Raw genomic sequence first — 16,529 nt, 5'->3', positions numbered from 1 at the left:
CTCAAGTAGATGGTCCATCTGCGAAGGTAACAGTACCGGAGAAGTCATGATTTCATGAGGGCATATGAGGCCCCGGTCATGGTGGGGTGTGCTGCTGGTCACTGCGTCTGATCTATGGCAGAGACACTACAGGTGAGATCGTGTTTGTGTGGGGAAGGATCATATCATGAGCGAGCATACAGTAGCTGTGACGGATCAGAGCTTTGAGGCGGATGTCCTGAAGGCTGAGGGATTTGTTCTGGTGGATTTCTGGGCAGAATGGTGCGGCCCCTGCCGTATGATTGCCCCGGCGCTGGATGAGATCGGCAGGGATTACAAGGGCCGTGTCACGGTGGCAAAGGTGGATATCGACTCCAACCCGGAGACCCCGACGACCTTCGGTGTGCGCAGCATTCCGACGATGATCCTCTTCAAGGCGGGCAAGCCGGTTGCCCAGCAGATGGGCGCCCTGCCGAAGAGCCAGCTCAAGGCATGGCTGGAGGCCCATATCGATTGATGCCGTTTTGCCATGGCGGATGGCATGAGGCCCGGATGGCAGGGGTTACCCTGCTGCCGGGCCGTTTTCATAAAGGGGGAGCGCATGAGGGAGATGGTCAGTTTCCGGCAGACGGTGTAGAATGTCCGCCATGTCAAAAAAGCCCGATTTTCCTGCCCCTGTCATGATCACTACCTCGGCTGGGGTAGCATCCCTCTGTGAGAAGCTGCGTCACGAACCGTTCGTGACGGTGGATACGGAGTTTGTACGGGAAAGAACCTACTGGCCCCGCCTGTGCCTTGTCCAGCTTGGTGGTTGTGAGGATGTTGCCCTGATTGATGCCTGTGTGCCGGGCATTGACCTGTCTCCCTTGGCGGCTCTTCTGGTAGAGCCTGCGTGCGTGAAGGTTTTTCATGCTGCCCGGCAGGACCTTGAGATTTTCCTCCATTTATTCGACCAGCTGCCTGTCAATGTGTTTGATACGCAGGTAGCGGCCATGGTGGCCGGGTTTGGTGAGCAGGTCGGGTATGACAATCTCGTGTCTGCCATGACAGGCCAGGGCATCGACAAGTCACACCGTTTCAGCGACTGGGCAGCCCGGCCTCTTTCAAAGGCGCAGATCGCCTACGCCAGTGCGGATGTGACCCATCTGCGGGTCATTTATGAAAAGCTGTTGGGCCAGCTGGAGGAACAGGGCCGCCTGCCCTGGGTGAAGGATGAGCTTGCGGCTTTGGGGGAAGTCAGCCTCTTCCGGCCGGATCCCAGAGGGCTCTGGATGAAGCTGAAACCCCGCACAGGCAACAGGAAGGTACTGGCTGTCCTGCGGGAGGTGGCTGCATGGCGGGAAGAAGCGGCCCAGCAGGCGGATATGCCCCGCCAGCGAATCATTCGTGATGAAAGCCTGCTGGAGATTGCCGTGGCCCGTCCGCATGATAGCGGGACGTTGGCACGGATCCGTGGTGTCACGGCTGATTTTGCCAGAAGTGATCTGGGGCGTGATCTGCTGGCTGCCGTACAGCAGGGGGAGCAGTGCCCGGAGAGCGAGCGGCCGGAACTGCCGCACAAACGCAAGGCGGAGCGGCCCCGTGCGCCTTCCGGTGTGCTGGCTCTGCTCAAGGTTCTTCTTACGGCCCGGAGTGAGGAAGGGCGCGTGGCAGCCCGGCTGATTGCCTCCTCGGATGAGCTGGAGCGTCTGGCGCAGGGGGAGACGGACCTGCCGGTTCTCAAAGGATGGCGGGCCGAACTGTTCGGGCATGAGGCGCAGGCCCTGCTCCGGGGGGAGAAGGTTCTGTTTGTCAGTAAAGGCCAGTTGCAGGTCGTGGACAGGGGATGAAGCCCTGTTGCCCGGAAACTGCGCTGGTGGATGAGCCACACGGCAGGTGAGGAGATGGGGCCGGTTTTGGGTTGGCCCGGTTTCTGCTAAGCATGGTGGGAGACCGCCATGGCTGTGTGCTGTGGGAACGAGTGGAGAAAACGTGGATGGCTATGGAATGGACAGATGAGCTGATCGCGCGGCTCAAGGAGCTTTGGGAGCAGGGTCTCTCAACGGCTGAGATTGGCCGTCAGCTTTCTATTACGAAGAATGCGGTCGTCGGCAAGGCTCATCGCCTTGGGTTGCCGCCTCGTCCGTCTCCCATCCGTAACAAGGCCGCAGCGGAGGGCTCTGCCAAACCGGCACGTACCCGGACCCGCAAGGCCGAGGCCACATCTGAGGCTGTGGAGGAGAAGGCCGCCTCCGCAGCGCCTGCCAAGCCTGCGGAGAAGAAAAAGGCTGCGGCTCCCAAGGTGGTGAAAGTGTCTCCTGCTGCTGCGGAGGAGCCGGCAAAACCAGCCAGTGTCAAGGCGGACAGACCGGCCGGAGCCGAAAAGCCAGCCAAGGCATCAGCTCCGAAAGCAGCTGCAGCGGCTCCTGCTGAAAATCCCAAAGCAGCCGAGCCAGCGGCACGTCCAGCAGCGCCGGTCGCCCAGCGTAAGGTGGCTCCGCCGCGGCGTGTGCGTGATACGATCGATCGCACCTTGCGGCAGGGGCCGACATGCCAGTGGCCTCTCGGAGATCCCGGCACGCCAGATTTCCATTTCTGCGGTGCCACACCACTGCCCGGCAAGCCTTATTGTGCGGAACATGCCGCCATTGCTTATGTGAAGATTCGGGATCGTCGTCACTGAGAGCGTGACTGCGGCTTGCGGGCTGTCATGAAAAAGGCTGCCATCCCGTGCAGGAATGGCAGCCTTTTCCGTTTCCAGATGATGAGGGGGCAGGTCAGCCCTTGAGCTTGCCTGCTGGGGCCTCGGCCGTTTCATGGGGGTGGTTGTGGGGATGGTCTTTCGTGCCAGGCAGTGGTGCGGTGATCATGCCCAGCTTGCCGGTGATCTGCCCGCCTTCTTCCACCTGCAGGCGACGGCATTCCGCATCACCAAGCAGGCGTCCGCTGGCCCGAATGGTGAGCGTGTTGCGAACGGTCAGTTCGCCCTCCAGCGTACCGGAGACTTCTGCACTTCCTGCCTCGACCTTGCCACGGAAGCAGCCGTCTGGGGCGACGGCGAGCTCCTTGACGGTGAGGTGGTCTACCTCAAGCGTGCCTTCAATGATGAGGCGTTCGATGTTTTCGACAGTACCACGGATGGTGATGCCATTATGGACAACCAGCGTACGGGCATTATCGGTGTAGCCGCCTTTGTCCTGACCACTGAAGCGGCTGGAGGAAGCCCGTTGGCGGGGCGCAGAACCGGGCATGGGGGAGGGAGGCGTGGGAAGAGACATGATTTCCTTTGGTCGGGTGGTTGGAGTGGGCTGCATCACGGCAGAGCGGTTGAAACATGATACCGGAACACCGTTCCAGCAGGTGTACGACCCGGATAGAGCCAGAAGATGTTTCTGGCCAGGTGGCGGGACCAGTAAAGGGGGCTTTTTCATAACCTGTCAATGCCGGGTGGCAAAGAGGCATTGATATGCCCGCCACGGGCGTTATGGTATCAGGCTGATCGCCTGAAAACGAAAGAAAGTCGCCATTTATGTCTTCCACTGCTCCCAGATATGACCTTCTCTGCATTGGCAATGCCATTGTGGATGTGCTGGCCACCGTCAGCAGCGAGATGCTGGCCGAGTTTGGTGCCACTCCGGGCAGCATGACCCTGATTGATGCCCCCACGATGGCACGGATCGAACAGCGTATTCGTGTCGAGCAGGTGGCCGGTGGGGGCTCGGCTGCCAACAGTGCCGTTGTGGCTGCCCGTATGGGAACGAAAACGGCCTATCTGGGCAAGGTAGCTGCTGACAGGGCTGGTGAAGAGTTCATGGCTGACATGAAGGCGCAGGGCATTGCCTTTCCGTCTGTTCCGCTCGCCGGGGAAGAGGGAATCCCGACGGCCCGTTGCATTGTGCTGATTACGCCGGATGGTCAGCGTACCATGTTCACCTATCTGGGCGCCTGTGTGGAGTTCACCCCGCAGGATGTGATGGCCGATGTCGTGGCTGGCTCGGCCATCACCTATCTGGAGGGGTATCTGTTCGATCGTCCGCAGGCGCAGGAGGCGTTCTATCAGGCTGCCCGTCTGGCCCATGAGGCGGGGCGCAAAGTGGCCCTGACACTCTCAGATGCGTTCTGCATCCAGCGTCATCAGGCGGCGTTCCGTTCTTTTGTGTCGGAATCGGTTGATATCCTGTTTGCCAATGAAGGGGAAATCCTGGCCCTTTACGAGACGGAAGATTTTGATGAGGCCCTGAAGGCTCTCTCTGGGGATGTGGCGCTGGGTGTCGTGACACGGGGTGAGAAAGGGGCTGTCGTGCAGGCTGGTGCTACACGGCATGATGTTCCGACAAAGCCTGTGAAGGTTGTTGATACGACGGGGGCCGGGGATGCTTTCGCTGCTGGCTTTCTGGCTGGATATGGCCGGAAGCGGTCTCTGGTGGAGTGCGCCACGCTGGGGAATGAGGCCGCAGGCCATGTCATTGCCCGTCTTGGAGGCCGCCCTGATGAAGGCTTCGCCCTGAAAGCCTGAGGCTCATGCAGCCGGGATAGAGAAAGGGCCAGCCCTGCGGTTCGAGGGCTGGCCTTTTTTGCAGGTTGTGGATGGGGAGGGTCAGAGAGCACCCCATGTGGTGGTCTGTATGTTGTGGGCAGCGAGCAGCTCTTTTGTCGCAGGGCTCGTGAGTGTGGCGAGTTCCTGTTCGGGCTGATAGCCGGGCATGAGGCTTGCCATCTGGCTGTTCTGGCCTTTTGCCGGATGAAAATAGATTTCACTGATACCAGATGGCAGTTGTGGGATCAGTCTGTGGATGCGTTCTGGTGTCATATGGCCGGACCAGCGCAGGCCAAAGCAGGAATCATTGGTTTTCATGCCAGCGCGGCGAATCTGGTGGCGCAGGACACGGGTCCACTGCTCCAGGGCCTGGTCGCCAAGGCTGGGCGTTTCCCCCAGTGGGCCGGCAGGTTCCATGGGAGTGCGGATGGCTCGCAGTCCGTAGGTTCTGCCCGTCTGGATCATCATCTGCCCGATGGTTGGGTGCAGGTGCATGTGTTTGTGGGCATTGGCATGATCCAGTTGCAGGCCTGTACGGGCGAACTGCTCAAACTGGGCATGGATTTCCTTTTTCAGGGCAGCACGTGTGGTGGGCGAGAAAAAATACTGGAGGCCCAGCTGGAGCTGATTGCTGCCAAACCAGCCCTTCTGGTCCGTAATGATGGGGAGGTGCAGCAGGGAATCCCCTTCAATGACGACCAGATGAAGCCCCAACCGCAGGTTGGGCAGTCTTTTTGCCCGCCGCAGGGCATCCTCAAAGGCAGGGGCGGCCACCATGAGGCTGGCTGTGCTGAGGAGACCATTGCGGTGGGCTTCCTCGATTGCTTCATTGACTTCCACGCTCATGCCGAAATCATCAGCAGAGAAAATGACGCGGCGGGGGGAGGAAACTGTCATGGTCTGGCTCGTGGGAGGAAGGTGAGAGGGTGGCCCTGTGTGGCAGTGGGCCCGCATGATGCCTCAATCAGGCTCTTATGTGAATGTCAGGGCATGTCATGAAAAAGGCGGCCTCTGGTGAGGCCGCCTTTTCCCTGTTCAGTCGCTTCAGGCCAGTGTCAGGAGGAGTGACGCTGACGGAGGAACTGGAAGAATTCCACACCCTCACGCAGGCGGCGTTTGAGCATCTGTGGGTCCGTAATCATTTCCTTGACGATGGCGAAAATTTTGGAGGGGCGGAAGTAGAACTCCTTGTAGAAGGTTTCCACGCTCTTGAAGATTTCCGTATGGGAGAGATGCGGGTAATGCAGCGGGGCGATCTGCACGCCGTTCTCATCAATCAGCTCAGCTTCGTCTTCATTCAGCCAGCCATTTTCAGAGGCCTGCTTGTGCAGGAAGGTCCCCGGATAGGGAGCTGCCAGAGACACCTGCATGGTGTGCGGGTCAATCTCCTTGGCATATTCGATGGTCTCACGGATGGTTTCTTTTGTCTCACCCGGCAGGCCAACGATGAATGTTCCGTGAATCTTGATGCCCAGCTTGTGGCAGTTTTTCGTGAATTCACGGGCCGTTTCGATGCGCATGCCCTTCTTGATGTTGTGCAGGATCTGCTGGTTGCCGCTTTCATACCCGACAAGAAGCAGGCGCAGCCCATTGTCCCGCAGCACCTTCAGCGTGTCGTAAGGCACATTGGCCTTGGCATTGCAGGACCACGTCACGCCCAGCTTGCCAAGCTCCCGGGCGATGGCCTCGGCACGGGGCAGGTCATCGGTGAAGGTGTCATCATCAAAGAAGAATTCCTTCACCTGCGGGAAATATTTCATGGCAAGCCTGATCTCGGCTGCCACATGCTCCGGGCTGCGTGTGCGGTAGCGATGCCCGCCCACTGTCTGCGGCCAGAGGCAGAAGGTGCAGCGGGACTTGCACCCACGGCCCGTGTAAATGGAGATGTACGGGTGTTTCAGGTAACCGATGAAGTAATCTTCAATTCTCAGGTCACGCTTGTACACTTCCGTCACGAAAGGCAGGCTGTCCATGTCTTCAATCATGGCGCGGTCCTTGTTGGTGATGATCTCACCATTCTCATTGCGCCATGTGATGCCATCCACCTCGGCAAGGGGCTTGCCTTCGGCAATTTCCTTGATGGTGAAGTCGAATTCATTGCGGGCCACGAAGTCGATCGGGCTGCCCTGTGCAAGGCTTTCGTCAGGCTGGACAGCCACCTTGGCTCCGACCATGCCGATCTTCAGCTTCGGGTTGGTTTCCTTCAGCATCTTGGCCACACGGACGTCAGACGGGAAGGACGGCGTGGAGGTGTGCATGATCACCAGATCACGATTCTTCACATCCTCAAGGATGGGGCCCATGCCCATCTTGGCCGGGGGAGCGTCGATCAGGCGTGAGCCAGGCACCATTGCTGCAGGCTGGGCCAGCCACGTGGGGTACCAGAAGGAGCGGATTTCCCGCTTTGCCTGGTAGCGTGAGCCAGCACCGCCATCAAAGCCATCAAAAGATGGGGGCTGCAGAAACAGTGTTCTCAACATGAACGGACACTCCTGATAATGTCGGGCCTGTCAACGCCGGTTTCGTTGACGGGAAAAGGGGCACACAAGGTTAATTGAGCTTGTTATAGGGACTTCGGAAGTTTTTTGCCACGGGAGATGTGCAGCGACTGCCCCCGCCAGGTCACCTGCGTGCCACGGGCGCTGCCAGCCATGACAGCGGCCGACAGCCAGTCCCGGAAGATGAGATGGGGGAAAAGGCCGGGCATGGCGCAGTTTGTCAGCCGTCCGATGTGGCACGTCATGGCACTGCGGCAGAGCAGCCCCCCGCCCAGCAGTGCCCAGGAAAAAAACCGGGCTGGTGCAAAAAGGACACAGAGACTGCCCCAGAAGAGCGGCAGCTGGAGGGCGGAAAGACCATAACCGACAGGCTCCACACTGCGGACAGTCCGTCCCCAGCGCAGTTCATGCTGGAAGAGGGCCCCCAGGCCCGTTTCGGCAACGGTTGTCTGGCAGATGGTGGATGCCAGGGCAATTCTGCCGCCATTGTGGCGGATGAGCTGCCCCAGCACGGCGTCATCAGCCACATGCTGGACAAGAGCTTCCAGTCCGCCGATGTCTTCCAGATGCTTGCGCCGCAGGGCCATGGTGGCCCCCAGGCAGTCCTGCCGCCCCATGAGGCGGGACATCATGACACCGGGAAGGAAGTTTGTATTTATGCCACATGCCCCCAGCTTGCGGACGAGCGTGTTGCTGGCGGGCAGGCCTGCATAGAGGGTTGTGGCAAGCTGCACGCCGTCTTGCTGGAGTGCCTGTACGATGCTGGCCGTGTAGTCTGCGCTGACATGGATGTCGGAATCAGAAATGATCAGGACATCATGTTTACAGGCAGGAAACATGTTGATGAGATTGCCCACCTTGCGGTTGGGGCCGTGCTCTGTCTGGTCGATGACGACAGATATGTCCCGTTCGGGGTAGCGCTTCTGGAGGCGCCGGACGACGGCCAGTGCCGGGTCGTGTTCATCCTGAAGGCCGAAGACGATCTGATGGGGCGCCGGATAATCCTGCCTGAAGAAACTTTCCAGAGCCTCTTCCAGCAGCGGCTCGTCCCCGTGAAGGGGTTTCATGATGGTTACGGCTGGCAGGGTGCCATCATGGTGCAGGGGGCTCAATGTTTCATCGGGGATATGGGCTGTCCGGCGGAAACGGTGCAGCAGCCCGGTGCCGATGGCCCCCTGGAGATGCCCAGCCAGCGAAAAGATGCCGCTTACGGCAGAGGCGATCGCAAGCAGTGAGGGCATCAGCAGGAGTGTCCGTAGGAATGATGGAACTGGTGTGGAAGAGCTCCCCAGAGGGGCATCATGGTCGTCTGCCTGGCTGGCAGAACAGCTCTGCCAGCCATGTCATGACGTTTCTGATGGCCTGATACGTTGTCAGAGAGAGCTGGAAAGAGAAAAGCCATGCAATCCGGTTTTAGTCTTGTAGAAAATCATCCGCTTTCTTTGTCAGCGTACGAGCCAGGCCATTGGCGCCACTCTGGCTGAAAATGGTCTTGAAGTCGGAACGCTGGGCGGCAACCTGGCTGATATGGCCATCCAGCAGGATGTCCACGATGCGCCAGCCATTCGGGCCTTTGACCATCACATAGTCAATGGGTGTGGCTGATTCGGCGGAGTCATTCCTGTTGCCGATGGTCGTGTGGACGATGGTGCGTCCATCTTCTTCCGTAGTCTGGCTGACAGTGAAAACGGCATTCGTCCCAGGCTTGAACGTGGAGGCATAGCGGGCCACGGTGAACCGTTTGAAAGCATTGATGAGGGCACTGCGTTCATCAGCGGAGAGCTGGTCATAATGCAGGCCGACCGAACGCTTGAGGATGGCATCCATGTCGAAGGCCTGGTCAACCAGTGGGGCGATCATGGCGCTGCGCCTGCCGATGCCAGCCCCGGACTGTTCGGACTGCTCAAGTGCTTTGTAGAGGCTACTGATCGGGGCCTGTGGTGTGGCTGCCCCTGCCGGGGCGGCGGGGGTGCGCCCGGCCGCATGGGCGGAGATAGGGGCGATGGCGGCGGGGACGCCTGCCAGCAAGGCCATCATGCTGATGGAAAACATAAGACAACGTTTCATGTGCATGTTCTTTCCTCCTATGTTCCTGTCCATGCAAGAGGCCATGAGACTCTTGGCACGGGGTCCCTGTAGGATGCCGCGTCACTGTGGTGAATCTGCTACAGTCGGGGCGGCAGTATAGCGCATTATCATTGAATGAACGAGTCTGTCGGCGTTATAGCGGGTGCATGTGGTGCCGGGAGCCTGTGACAACCAGGGGAGGGAGCTTCTCTTGTGCTTGCAATTCCCGGCTGCTTCTGCGAAGGAACCGGCAGGTTTCGTGGTGGGTCCCGGTCATGGAGGGATGTTCCATGGCTGGGCACGGGTGTCCTGATACCGTGATGCAGCCCCGATGGAGAGAATGATCAGAGGATTATAATGGCCGTACCATTGATGCAGGCTGTCCGAGTTGGACGGTACGTTCTCAAGCAGCACCTGACAGGACGCAAGCGCTATCCGCTGGTGCTGATGCTTGAGCCGCTGTTCCGCTGCAATCTGGCTTGCGCAGGTTGTGGCAAGATTGATTACCCCGCAAAGATCCTCAATCAGCGCATGAGCTATCAGGAGTGCATGGATGCTGATACCGAGGCGGGCGCCCCTGTGATCGCCGTGGCCGGTGGCGAGCCGCTGCTGCACAAGGAGATGCCGCAGATCATTGAAGGTCTGGTGGCCCGCAAGAAGTATGTCTATCTCTGCACCAACGCCCTTCTGCTGGAGAAGAAGATCGACGACTACAAGCCGTCTCCTTTCTTCTCATGGGATGTCCATCTGGACGGTGACCAGCAGATGCACGATTCGTCCGTCTGTCAGGAAGGCGTGTACGAGCGTGCGGTCAAGGCCATCAAGCTTGCCAAGTCCAAGGGCTTCCGTGTTTCCATCAACTGCACCCTTTTTGATGGTGTGAAGCCCGAGCGTGTGGCTGCCTTTTTTGATGAGGTCATGAAGCTGGGCGTGGATGGCGTGATGACGGCTCCGGGTTACGCCTATGAGCGTGCGCCGGATCAGGAACACTTCCTGAACCGCCAGAAGACCAAGACGCTGTTCCGTGACATCTTCCGCCTTGGCAAGGGCCACAAATGGCGGTTCACGCAGTCCCCGCTGTTCCTGAACTTCCTGGCCGGGAACGAGACCTATCACTGCACGCCGTGGGGCAAGCCGCTGCGTACCGTGTTTGGCTGGCAGCGCCCCTGCTACCTGCTGGGTGAAGGCTATGCCAAGACCTTCAAGGAGCTGATGGACGACACGGCCTGGGACCAGTACGGCACAGGTGCTTATGAAAAATGCGCCGACTGCATGGTCCATTCCGGGTACGAGTCCACGGCCGTGATGGACGCGGTCCGCCGCCCGCTGCACTTCATCAAGGTGGCTCTTCAGGGGCCGGAGACGGAAAAGCCGATGGCTCCGGAAATCTCTCTGGCCAACCAGCGTCCGGCCTCTTATGGCTACGATGATGAAGTGGCCCGCCAGCTCGAGCGTATCGAAGGCGAAGAAGCCAAAAGCGGCAAGAAGCCGGCCCGTGGGCCGCGTGTCCGCATCAATGGCCGTATGGAAGGCCCGGCTGCTCCGGCTGCCAAGTAAGGCACGCCCTGTCTTCCTGCCCTGACTGTCCCGTCTGTCCTTGTGGCATGGGGCAGATCAGGGCAGGATGGCCTCATGATGATTCCTGTCCTGACAATTGTTCTTCTGATTTTCCTTAATGGCGTTTTCGCCACGGGGGAGCTTGCGCTTATTTCGGCCAAGCGGGCCCGGCTCTCCAATCTGGCACAGAAAAAGGTTGCCGGTGCGGAGCGGGCGTTGAAGCTGGCTGAAAACCCTCAGAATTTCCTGCCGACAGTGCAGATCGGCATGACCCTTGTCTCCATTCTGGAAGGTGCCTTCGGGGGCAGCCAGCTGGAGGAGGGAGTTCAGCATTTTTTTGAACATCTGGCCATTCCACAGCCTTTTGCGGGGGAGCTGGCCATCATCAGTGTCGTGGCGGCGATCACTTTTGCCATGCTCGTCTTTGGTGAGCTTGTGCCGAAGCAGATAGCCCTGCGGCGCCCGGAAACCATTGCCATCCATCTTTCATCCACCCTGGTGGTGCTGGCCTGGTGTACGAGGCCGGTCGTCTGGCTGCTGAGCAAAACGACGGACATGGTCCTGCGGCTGATCGGCCTCGGCTCCATGCCCCGTGTGACGGTGACGGAGGAAGAGCTGAAGGCTGTCCTCCAGGAGGGGATGCAGGCCGGAATACTGGAAACGGAGGAGCGGGCCATCATCGAGCGTCTGCTCCGTCTGGCGGATCGCCCCGTCCGGGCCATCATGACTCCCCGCAACGAGCTGTTCTGGGTCGATCGCAATGCTGATGAGGAAACACTGGCCAGGAAACTGCGCCAGTCATCTTACGGGCGCATTGTGGTCTGTGATGGTGATGTGGACCATCCTGTCGGCGTCATGCTGGCCAAGGATGTGATGGACAGGCTTCTGCTGGGTCTGCCCCTGTCCGTGGACGCTGTATTGCGGACCCCGCCTGCCATTCCGGACAGTCTGACCGCACAGGGGATGATCGAGCGCCTCAAGGGGATTTCCCTCGGGATCGTGTTTGTCTTTGATGAGTATGGCTCTTTCGAAGGGATCGTGACCCCCTCTGATGTGTTCGAGGCCATTATTGGTGATGAGGCGCTGGACGTGGCCGCACAGAAAAATTCTGAATCCGGTGGCAAGGAGGAATATATCCTTGATGGCACCATGCCGATTGATGATGTCTGTGTCCGTCTGGATATCGCCGTACCACCGGATGATGGCCGTTATCATACTCTGGGAGGGGCTCTCATGGCCCTGTTGCGTCGGGTGCCTGCCAAGGGGGACAAGGTGGTTTTCTCTGGCTGGCTTTTTGAGGTGCTGGAAATGGAGCGGCGGCGTGTTCTGCGGGTCCGGGCCAGCCGTTGGGCCTTGGCGAAGAACTGAAAAATCCCCCTTATATGCTGGGGAAAATCAGTTAATATGGATTAAATTACAAGTATAATTTTTGTAAATTCACAATGAATATCTCTTGTGAATTATATTTCATAAAATAGGGGAAGGAGGAATCTGCCAATATTCTGGGGATGACAGGGAGTATCCATTTAAAAAAAAGCGGTTCTCTGTCTTGGCGTTATCTGGTGGGGTCGATATAACCCGGGCATCCGACTTCTCTGCCCGTCTCGCTTTGGAGCGGTGAGGTGAGGGAAGCTCTGCGAGAGGGAGTTCTGCATGATCACGCTTTCACCTGACTATCGCCCTTCCGATGATGAAGAGTTCATGAATGAACGGCAGCTTGCCTATTTCCGGCAGAAGCTGCTGCATTGGCGGATGGACCTTCTCAAGGAGGCGGGGGAAACTCTGGCCAGCCTTTCCGAGGGTGGGATACGTGAGGCTGATCTGACAGACCGTGCCACCGTGGAGACGGACCGGGCTTTCGAGCTGCGGACCCGGGACCGTGCCCGCAAACTCATCATCAAGATCGACATGGCTCTGGCCCGGATTGAGGATGGTTCTTACGGTTACTGTGAGGAAACGGGTGAGCCGATAGGGCTCCAGCGTCTGGAGGCCCGTCCGATTGCCACCCTGTCGCTGGAGGCGCAGGAACGGCACGAGCGGCACGAAAAGATTTATCGGGACGACTGATTAGGGGTTGCATGGCGGGGGCGAACAGGTTAGTTAACCCGCCATGGGACAGCAGTGCTGCTGTAGCTCAGTGGTAGAGCACTCCCTTGGTAAGGGAGAGGTCGCGAGTTCAATCCTCGCCAGCAGCACCATTCTTCAGTTTTTGATGAAGCCTCTTATCTGTCTCCTGTTTTTTCCTGATAATATGATGTCTTCTGTTTCCTTGCTGGAGAGGCACGGTCATTATGGTTGATACGGTTGTTCTGTACGGGATCAAGACCTGTTCTACGGTGAAGAAGGCCATGAAGTGGCTCGAGGACCGGGGGATTCCCGTCCGCTATCATGATGTTCGCAAGGACGGGCTGACAGCTGCCCTGCTGGAAGGTTGGGTTGAAGCTGTAGGGTGGGAGAAGCTGCTCAATCGTTCCAGCCTGACATTTCGCCGTCTTGATGAGGCACAGAGGCAGGACCTGACACAAGCCCGTGCCGTGGCGCTGATGCTGGAGCATCCAACCCTGGTGCGTCGCCCCGTGCTTGAGAGCGGAAAGACCGTTACGGTGGGGTTCCGGCCTGAGCTTTATGAAGGGCTGTTCGCTCCGACAGCCTGACCATGGTTTGTCAGGCATGCAGGGAAGGCTCTTCGCCGTTCCGTTCATGAGATGATAGAGAAGGCTCCAGTTTCGGGGCCTTTATTTTTGAGAAGGAGGTGCAGTTATGGAGGTGTTTTCACGGCGGTCCTCTGTGGCTCCTTCGGTGAGGCCGGAAAAGGGTTTTCCTGTCATGGCGCCCGAGCAGGTACAGCTCCTGTTCCGACGCCGCCTTTCGGAGATATGCGCCCGTTTTGAAGACTGGCAGATGCCCGTTACTGTCAGAGGGGTGATTGGGGAGGTGCGGCCGGACCATTGGCGCCGTCGGGAAAGTACGCCCCTGCTGGATGAAAAGACGGGCACGGCCATTCTGCTGGACATCTCCCCTTCCCTGCTGGAGGGAGACGGGCTTCATGCGGGAGAACGTGTGCGTGTCTGCGGCCTGTTGAGGGCGCATCTGCATCAGGGACAGGTCATGCCCCGTTTTGAGGTTCTGGCCGTCGGGCGGGATGCAGAAGAGAAGGCCGACAGGCAGCGGGAAGAGCTGTTGCAGTTTCTGCGAGGGACGCCGCCCCAGCGGCGCAGCTTTCCAACCCGTGAAGGGGCGCGGATGCTGCTGCTGGGTATTGGTGTCGGGGTGGACCGGCTGAAGAGCATGGAGCAGGCCCTTGGTGGTTTCTGGACAGAACGGAACGTGACATTCCGTGCCGTGCAGGGTGATGGGGCAGCAGGCCAGTCTCTGCATGGGGTGGAAGAGGATATCGTTTTTCTGGTCATTGCCGGTGCACAGGCGGTGGAGACGGAGTCCGCCATGTTCATGAAGGCGCTGCTGCACTGTCCGGCCTATCGTGTTCTGGTCTATGACGCCGCAGCAGATGATGGGCTGCCTTCTGCCATTCTGCCGCATATGGTCGACTGTTTTTTCCGGACGACTGTGGAGGCGGCGACCTTCATAAGGCAGCAGAGCAGCGTGGTGCGGCAGCATCAGGATGAAGAGCGGGCACATCAGGAAGAGCTGGCAGCCTTGCGGGCCAGTCTTGCTGCCCTGGCAGAGCGTCCCGGGGAGACCAGTTCCCCATCACCACTTTTTCTGTTTCTGGCAGGGCTGTGTCTCGGCGGGGGGCTGGTTGCAGCTAGCCTGTGGGGCCTGCACCATCTTTTTCAGGGGGGCTGAGCCCCCCTTTCCTGTGGGGCCTCAGGGCAGGAATTCAGGCCGGGGCCGTAATGGAAGAAATTCCCCCAGCATGGGAGCCAGATTGTGCAAATGTTGAGCAGAATCCGGAGATAGCAGAAGCAGTGCCCGTGCCAGGTCATGTGGTGGAAGGCCGGGGTGCCCGGCAAGCCATGTGAGCAGCCCGTGCACGCTCAGGCCCTCCGGCTCATCAACGGGGGGTAGCGGTGTGAAGAGGCAGGCAGGCGCTGTGCTGGTCGGTATCAGCTCCAGCGGCATGTTGGCATGGCCTGTTTCGTGTGGCAGATGGATGGCCTGCCTCTGTGTGTTGAAGGTGATGCGCAGGCTGGCCATGCCAAACGGGCAGGGTGCATCTCCAAGTGTGAAGGATGACCTGTCCTGCTCATGGAGAGTGAGAAGATGCGGAGTGCTCTTCAGCCAGAACCCGATGAGTGGTTCGTGGTGGTCCGACTGGTCCCCCGTCAGGAGTCTGCCCTCAGGGAAGCGGAGAAGGACGGTCTGTCCGGCTTCATAGCGGGCTGAAAACTGGTTGTTCAGCAGCAGGCCACTCTGGGTGAAGGGGCGTATCCGCTCGTACTGGAAGGTTCCGTGCTGCACAAGGTCCCGGATGCCCAGTGCTGTGGCATCTTCCTGATAATGCAGACGTGCTTCTTCAAGCTGCGGCTCCACGAGCTTCTGCAAACGGGAGAGCCCCGCCTTCAGTGTGCTTTCCCGCATCCGGTTGGAGAGCACGCGCATGGCCCGGAGGTCACGTTCCTGTGGAGGGGTGACCTGTTCGTTGCGGTTGTAGTGGGCCCGCATGGGTGGAGGCAGTTCGTCCTCACCATGGGCCAGTGCGCAGATGTAATGCTGGATGCAGCCACCGGCCCAGGGTTTTTCTGGAAGGGTTTCCCTGTCGGGCTGGTAGGGCTCTCCATCCGCCCGGATGATCTGCTCCGGCAGCAGGCCCAGCATATGCGCATCGGTCAGTCTGGCTGGGGTGGGCAGCTTGTCCAGCCGGGCCATGAGCCGGACGAACCGGTGATCGGCAAAAGAGGGCATGGCGTGCCAGAGATGGTTGGCCACCACATGCCCCGGAGGAGGCTGAACATGCCCGGCGCTGCCATAAATCCGCCAATGTATGGCCATGGCAGCGATTTCATCCGTGGATGGGGGGAACAGGCGTGCCAGTTCGCGGGTAGGAGACAGATATTCATCCGCATCCAGAATGATGATCCAGTCCTCTACGGGAATGGTGTCGCCCTCCGCTTCCTCCTGGACGTCCCGAGGCATGTTCTGGGTGATCTGCCGGAGGTGGGTGATGGCCTGCCGGGTCAGCTCAAGGCGCCGTCCTTCCGGGCTCAGCTCTTCCCGGAGCTCCACCGGGTGCCATGAGAGGGGCCAGTCCTGCTGGAGACTCTGGACAATCTGCCGCACATTATCAAAAGCGCCAGCATCAATGATGGCGATATGCTCAATCCCGAGGGCCAGGTGCCATGCCAGCCACCCCGGCAGGGTATGGTCTGCCTGCTTGAGAAGGACGGCACATGTGAGACGAGGGTGCCTATCGGACATAAATACGGACCATGTTGTTCTGGACGGTCGGGCTGGAGCCGACTTTCATCTCCAGCTGGATGGGGCGGGCACCGGCTGCCAGAACATGGCTGGCGACCGGGTTGACGAGCGTCTCTGTCAGCTGCTGGAGGGACTGCCTCTCGGCCTCAGGCGTCTGCTGCATGGGAGCCATGCCCTGGATGATGAACAGGATGTTGCTCTTGCGGCCCAGTGCAAGTTTGGTGGCTTTCTCCACCGCTGGCCCGTAATCCCGTTCTGGTGTGCCGCCAGCAATCTGGAGAAAGGCCGGTTTTTTCGGGGCGGGAGCAGGCAGGGCCGGGGTGGCCGTTCTGGGAGGCCTGCCAGCCTGCGCATCGAACGTGCGTTGATCGATGGGATTGCAGCCGCAGAGGGACGCCGTCAGCAGAAGCAGGGCAGTGGAGCGGAATCGCAGAAGAGAGCGGGGGACAGAGAGAGCCATCATAAAACAACAGGTTACAGGAAGCCGGGCATGACGCAAGAGGGAAGCAGGGCTGCTTCAAAAACTTCATTTT

At 59.3% G+C, this 16,529-nt stretch carries 16 protein-coding genes and 1 tRNA gene; 10 read left to right on the top strand and 7 right to left on the bottom strand.

From position 1 onward, the window contains the following. Positions 1-166: 166 nt before the first annotated feature. The 3 genes from trxA to J8Z04_RS08600 all read left to right on the top strand — a co-directional run bounded on the left by trxA (position 167) and on the right by J8Z04_RS08600 (position 2,641). Entirely contained in the window at positions 167-496 is a 330-nt protein-coding gene (gene trxA, locus J8Z04_RS08610) for a thioredoxin TrxA (protein WP_043558061.1), read from the top strand. Positions 497-617: 121 nt separating this feature from the next. Further along, positions 618-1,808, top strand: a complete 1,191-nt coding sequence (gene rnd, locus J8Z04_RS08605; RefSeq protein ID WP_408610216.1) for a ribonuclease D — start codon at positions 618-620, stop codon at positions 1,806-1,808. Between the two features lie 146 nt (positions 1,809-1,954). Then, entirely contained in the window at positions 1,955-2,641 is a 687-nt protein-coding gene (locus J8Z04_RS08600; RefSeq protein ID WP_192848392.1) for a GcrA family cell cycle regulator, read from the top strand. Positions 2,642-2,735: 94 nt separating this feature from the next. On the opposite strand, the gene J8Z04_RS08595 is transcribed toward J8Z04_RS08600, so the two are convergent. Then, on the bottom strand, positions 2,736-3,236 hold the full coding sequence (locus J8Z04_RS08595; protein ID WP_043558067.1) for a bactofilin family protein: 501 nt from the start codon (positions 3,234-3,236) through the stop codon (positions 2,736-2,738). A gap of 251 nt (positions 3,237-3,487) precedes the next feature. Between J8Z04_RS08595 and J8Z04_RS08590 the strand changes: the two genes are divergently transcribed. Further along, positions 3,488-4,474, top strand: coding sequence for an adenosine kinase (locus tag J8Z04_RS08590; protein ID WP_192848393.1), 987 nt, complete (start codon positions 3,488-3,490; stop codon positions 4,472-4,474). An 81-nt stretch (positions 4,475-4,555) separates the two neighbouring features. Here the strand turns inward: J8Z04_RS08590 and hpnK are convergent, their stop codons facing one another. The 4 genes from hpnK to J8Z04_RS08570 form a co-directional block, all read right to left on the bottom strand. Then, complete coding sequence (gene hpnK / locus J8Z04_RS08585; RefSeq protein ID WP_081563411.1) at positions 4,556-5,392, bottom strand: hopanoid biosynthesis-associated protein HpnK; 837 nt, start codon at positions 5,390-5,392, stop codon at positions 4,556-4,558. Between the two features lie 158 nt (positions 5,393-5,550). Then, positions 5,551-6,975 carry a hopanoid biosynthesis associated radical SAM protein HpnJ gene (hpnJ, locus tag J8Z04_RS08580; RefSeq protein WP_043558074.1) on the bottom strand — a complete coding sequence of 475 codons (1,425 nt, stop codon included), beginning with the start codon at positions 6,973-6,975 and terminating at the stop codon, positions 5,551-5,553. Positions 6,976-7,058: 83 nt separating this feature from the next. Next, complete coding sequence (gene hpnI / locus J8Z04_RS08575; protein WP_192848394.1) at positions 7,059-8,234, bottom strand: bacteriohopanetetrol glucosamine biosynthesis glycosyltransferase HpnI; 1,176 nt, start codon at positions 8,232-8,234, stop codon at positions 7,059-7,061. A 172-nt stretch (positions 8,235-8,406) separates the two neighbouring features. After that, positions 8,407-9,060, bottom strand: coding sequence for an ABC transporter substrate-binding protein (locus tag J8Z04_RS08570; protein WP_192848395.1), 654 nt, complete (start codon positions 9,058-9,060; stop codon positions 8,407-8,409). A 357-nt stretch (positions 9,061-9,417) separates the two neighbouring features. Here J8Z04_RS08570 and hpnH point away from each other — a divergent pair, with 357 nt between their 5' ends. The 6 genes from hpnH to J8Z04_RS08540 all read left to right on the top strand — a co-directional run bounded on the left by hpnH (position 9,418) and on the right by J8Z04_RS08540 (position 14,424). After that, positions 9,418-10,617: an adenosyl-hopene transferase HpnH gene (gene hpnH / locus J8Z04_RS08565; RefSeq protein WP_043558082.1), complete on the top strand. Its 1,200-nt coding sequence runs from the start codon at positions 9,418-9,420 to the stop codon at positions 10,615-10,617. A 75-nt stretch (positions 10,618-10,692) separates the two neighbouring features. Next, a complete protein-coding gene (locus J8Z04_RS08560; protein WP_043558084.1) occupies positions 10,693-11,985 on the top strand; it encodes a hemolysin family protein in 1,293 nt (430 codons plus the stop codon). A 285-nt stretch (positions 11,986-12,270) separates the two neighbouring features. Further along, complete coding sequence (gene dksA / locus J8Z04_RS08555; protein WP_043558086.1) at positions 12,271-12,684, top strand: RNA polymerase-binding protein DksA; 414 nt, start codon at positions 12,271-12,273, stop codon at positions 12,682-12,684. 56 nt (positions 12,685-12,740) lie between these two features. Next, positions 12,741-12,815 (top strand) — tRNA-Thr (locus J8Z04_RS08550). Between the two features lie 93 nt (positions 12,816-12,908). Continuing rightward, positions 12,909-13,271, top strand: a complete 363-nt coding sequence (locus J8Z04_RS08545; protein ID WP_192848396.1) for an arsenate reductase — start codon at positions 12,909-12,911, stop codon at positions 13,269-13,271. Between the two features lie 172 nt (positions 13,272-13,443). Next, a complete protein-coding gene (locus J8Z04_RS08540) occupies positions 13,444-14,424 on the top strand; it encodes a hypothetical protein (RefSeq protein ID WP_143539921.1) in 981 nt (326 codons plus the stop codon). 21 nt (positions 14,425-14,445) lie between these two features. Here J8Z04_RS08540 and J8Z04_RS08535 read toward each other — a convergent pair whose 3' ends face one another. Both J8Z04_RS08535 and J8Z04_RS08530 read right to left on the bottom strand, forming a co-directional pair. Continuing rightward, complete coding sequence (locus J8Z04_RS08535) at positions 14,446-15,996, bottom strand: glycosyltransferase family 2 protein (protein WP_192848397.1); 1,551 nt, start codon at positions 15,994-15,996, stop codon at positions 14,446-14,448. Then, positions 15,986-16,459 carry a hypothetical protein gene (locus J8Z04_RS08530; protein ID WP_192848398.1) on the bottom strand — a complete coding sequence of 158 codons (474 nt, stop codon included), beginning with the start codon at positions 16,457-16,459 and terminating at the stop codon, positions 15,986-15,988. The genes J8Z04_RS08535 and J8Z04_RS08530 overlap by 11 nt, the downstream gene beginning before the upstream one ends. Positions 16,460-16,529: the final 70 nt, after the last annotated feature.

The sequence above is a fragment of the Bombella apis genome, from assembly GCF_018221685.1.
In the GTDB taxonomy this organism is placed as follows: Bacteria; Pseudomonadota; Alphaproteobacteria; order Acetobacterales; family Acetobacteraceae; genus Bombella; species Bombella apis.
The sequence above is the reverse complement of the archived record's forward strand: the minus strand, read 5'-3'. Positions and strand labels throughout refer to the sequence as shown.

Bases quoted from the DNA above. Each gene is read 5' to 3' on its own strand.
- trxA (WP_043558061.1), top strand. From the start codon at position 167: ATGAGCGAGCATACAGTAGCTGTGACGGATCAGAGCTTTGAGGCGGAT.
- rnd (WP_408610216.1), top strand. From the start codon at position 618: ATGTCCGCCATGTCAAAAAAGCCCGATTTTCCTGCCCCTGTCATGATC.
- J8Z04_RS08600 (WP_192848392.1), top strand. From the start codon at position 1,955: ATGGCTATGGAATGGACAGATGAGCTGATCGCGCGGCTCAAGGAGCTT.
- J8Z04_RS08595 (WP_043558067.1), bottom strand. From the start codon at position 3,236: ATGTCTCTTCCCACGCCTCCCTCCCCCATGCCCGGTTCTGCGCCCCGC.
- J8Z04_RS08590 (WP_192848393.1), top strand. From the start codon at position 3,488: ATGTCTTCCACTGCTCCCAGATATGACCTTCTCTGCATTGGCAATGCC.
- hpnK (WP_081563411.1), bottom strand. From the start codon at position 5,392: ATGACAGTTTCCTCCCCCCGCCGCGTCATTTTCTCTGCTGATGATTTC.
- hpnJ (WP_043558074.1), bottom strand. From the start codon at position 6,975: ATGTTGAGAACACTGTTTCTGCAGCCCCCATCTTTTGATGGCTTTGAT.
- hpnI (WP_192848394.1), bottom strand. From the start codon at position 8,234: ATGCCCTCACTGCTTGCGATCGCCTCTGCCGTAAGCGGCATCTTTTCG.
- J8Z04_RS08570 (WP_192848395.1), bottom strand. From the start codon at position 9,060: ATGAAACGTTGTCTTATGTTTTCCATCAGCATGATGGCCTTGCTGGCA.
- hpnH (WP_043558082.1), top strand. From the start codon at position 9,418: ATGGCCGTACCATTGATGCAGGCTGTCCGAGTTGGACGGTACGTTCTC.
- J8Z04_RS08560 (WP_043558084.1), top strand. From the start codon at position 10,693: ATGATGATTCCTGTCCTGACAATTGTTCTTCTGATTTTCCTTAATGGC.
- dksA (WP_043558086.1), top strand. From the start codon at position 12,271: ATGATCACGCTTTCACCTGACTATCGCCCTTCCGATGATGAAGAGTTC.
- J8Z04_RS08545 (WP_192848396.1), top strand. From the start codon at position 12,909: ATGGTTGATACGGTTGTTCTGTACGGGATCAAGACCTGTTCTACGGTG.
- J8Z04_RS08540 (WP_143539921.1), top strand. From the start codon at position 13,444: ATGGCGCCCGAGCAGGTACAGCTCCTGTTCCGACGCCGCCTTTCGGAG.
- J8Z04_RS08535 (WP_192848397.1), bottom strand. From the start codon at position 15,996: ATGTCCGATAGGCACCCTCGTCTCACATGTGCCGTCCTTCTCAAGCAG.
- J8Z04_RS08530 (WP_192848398.1), bottom strand. From the start codon at position 16,459: ATGATGGCTCTCTCTGTCCCCCGCTCTCTTCTGCGATTCCGCTCCACT.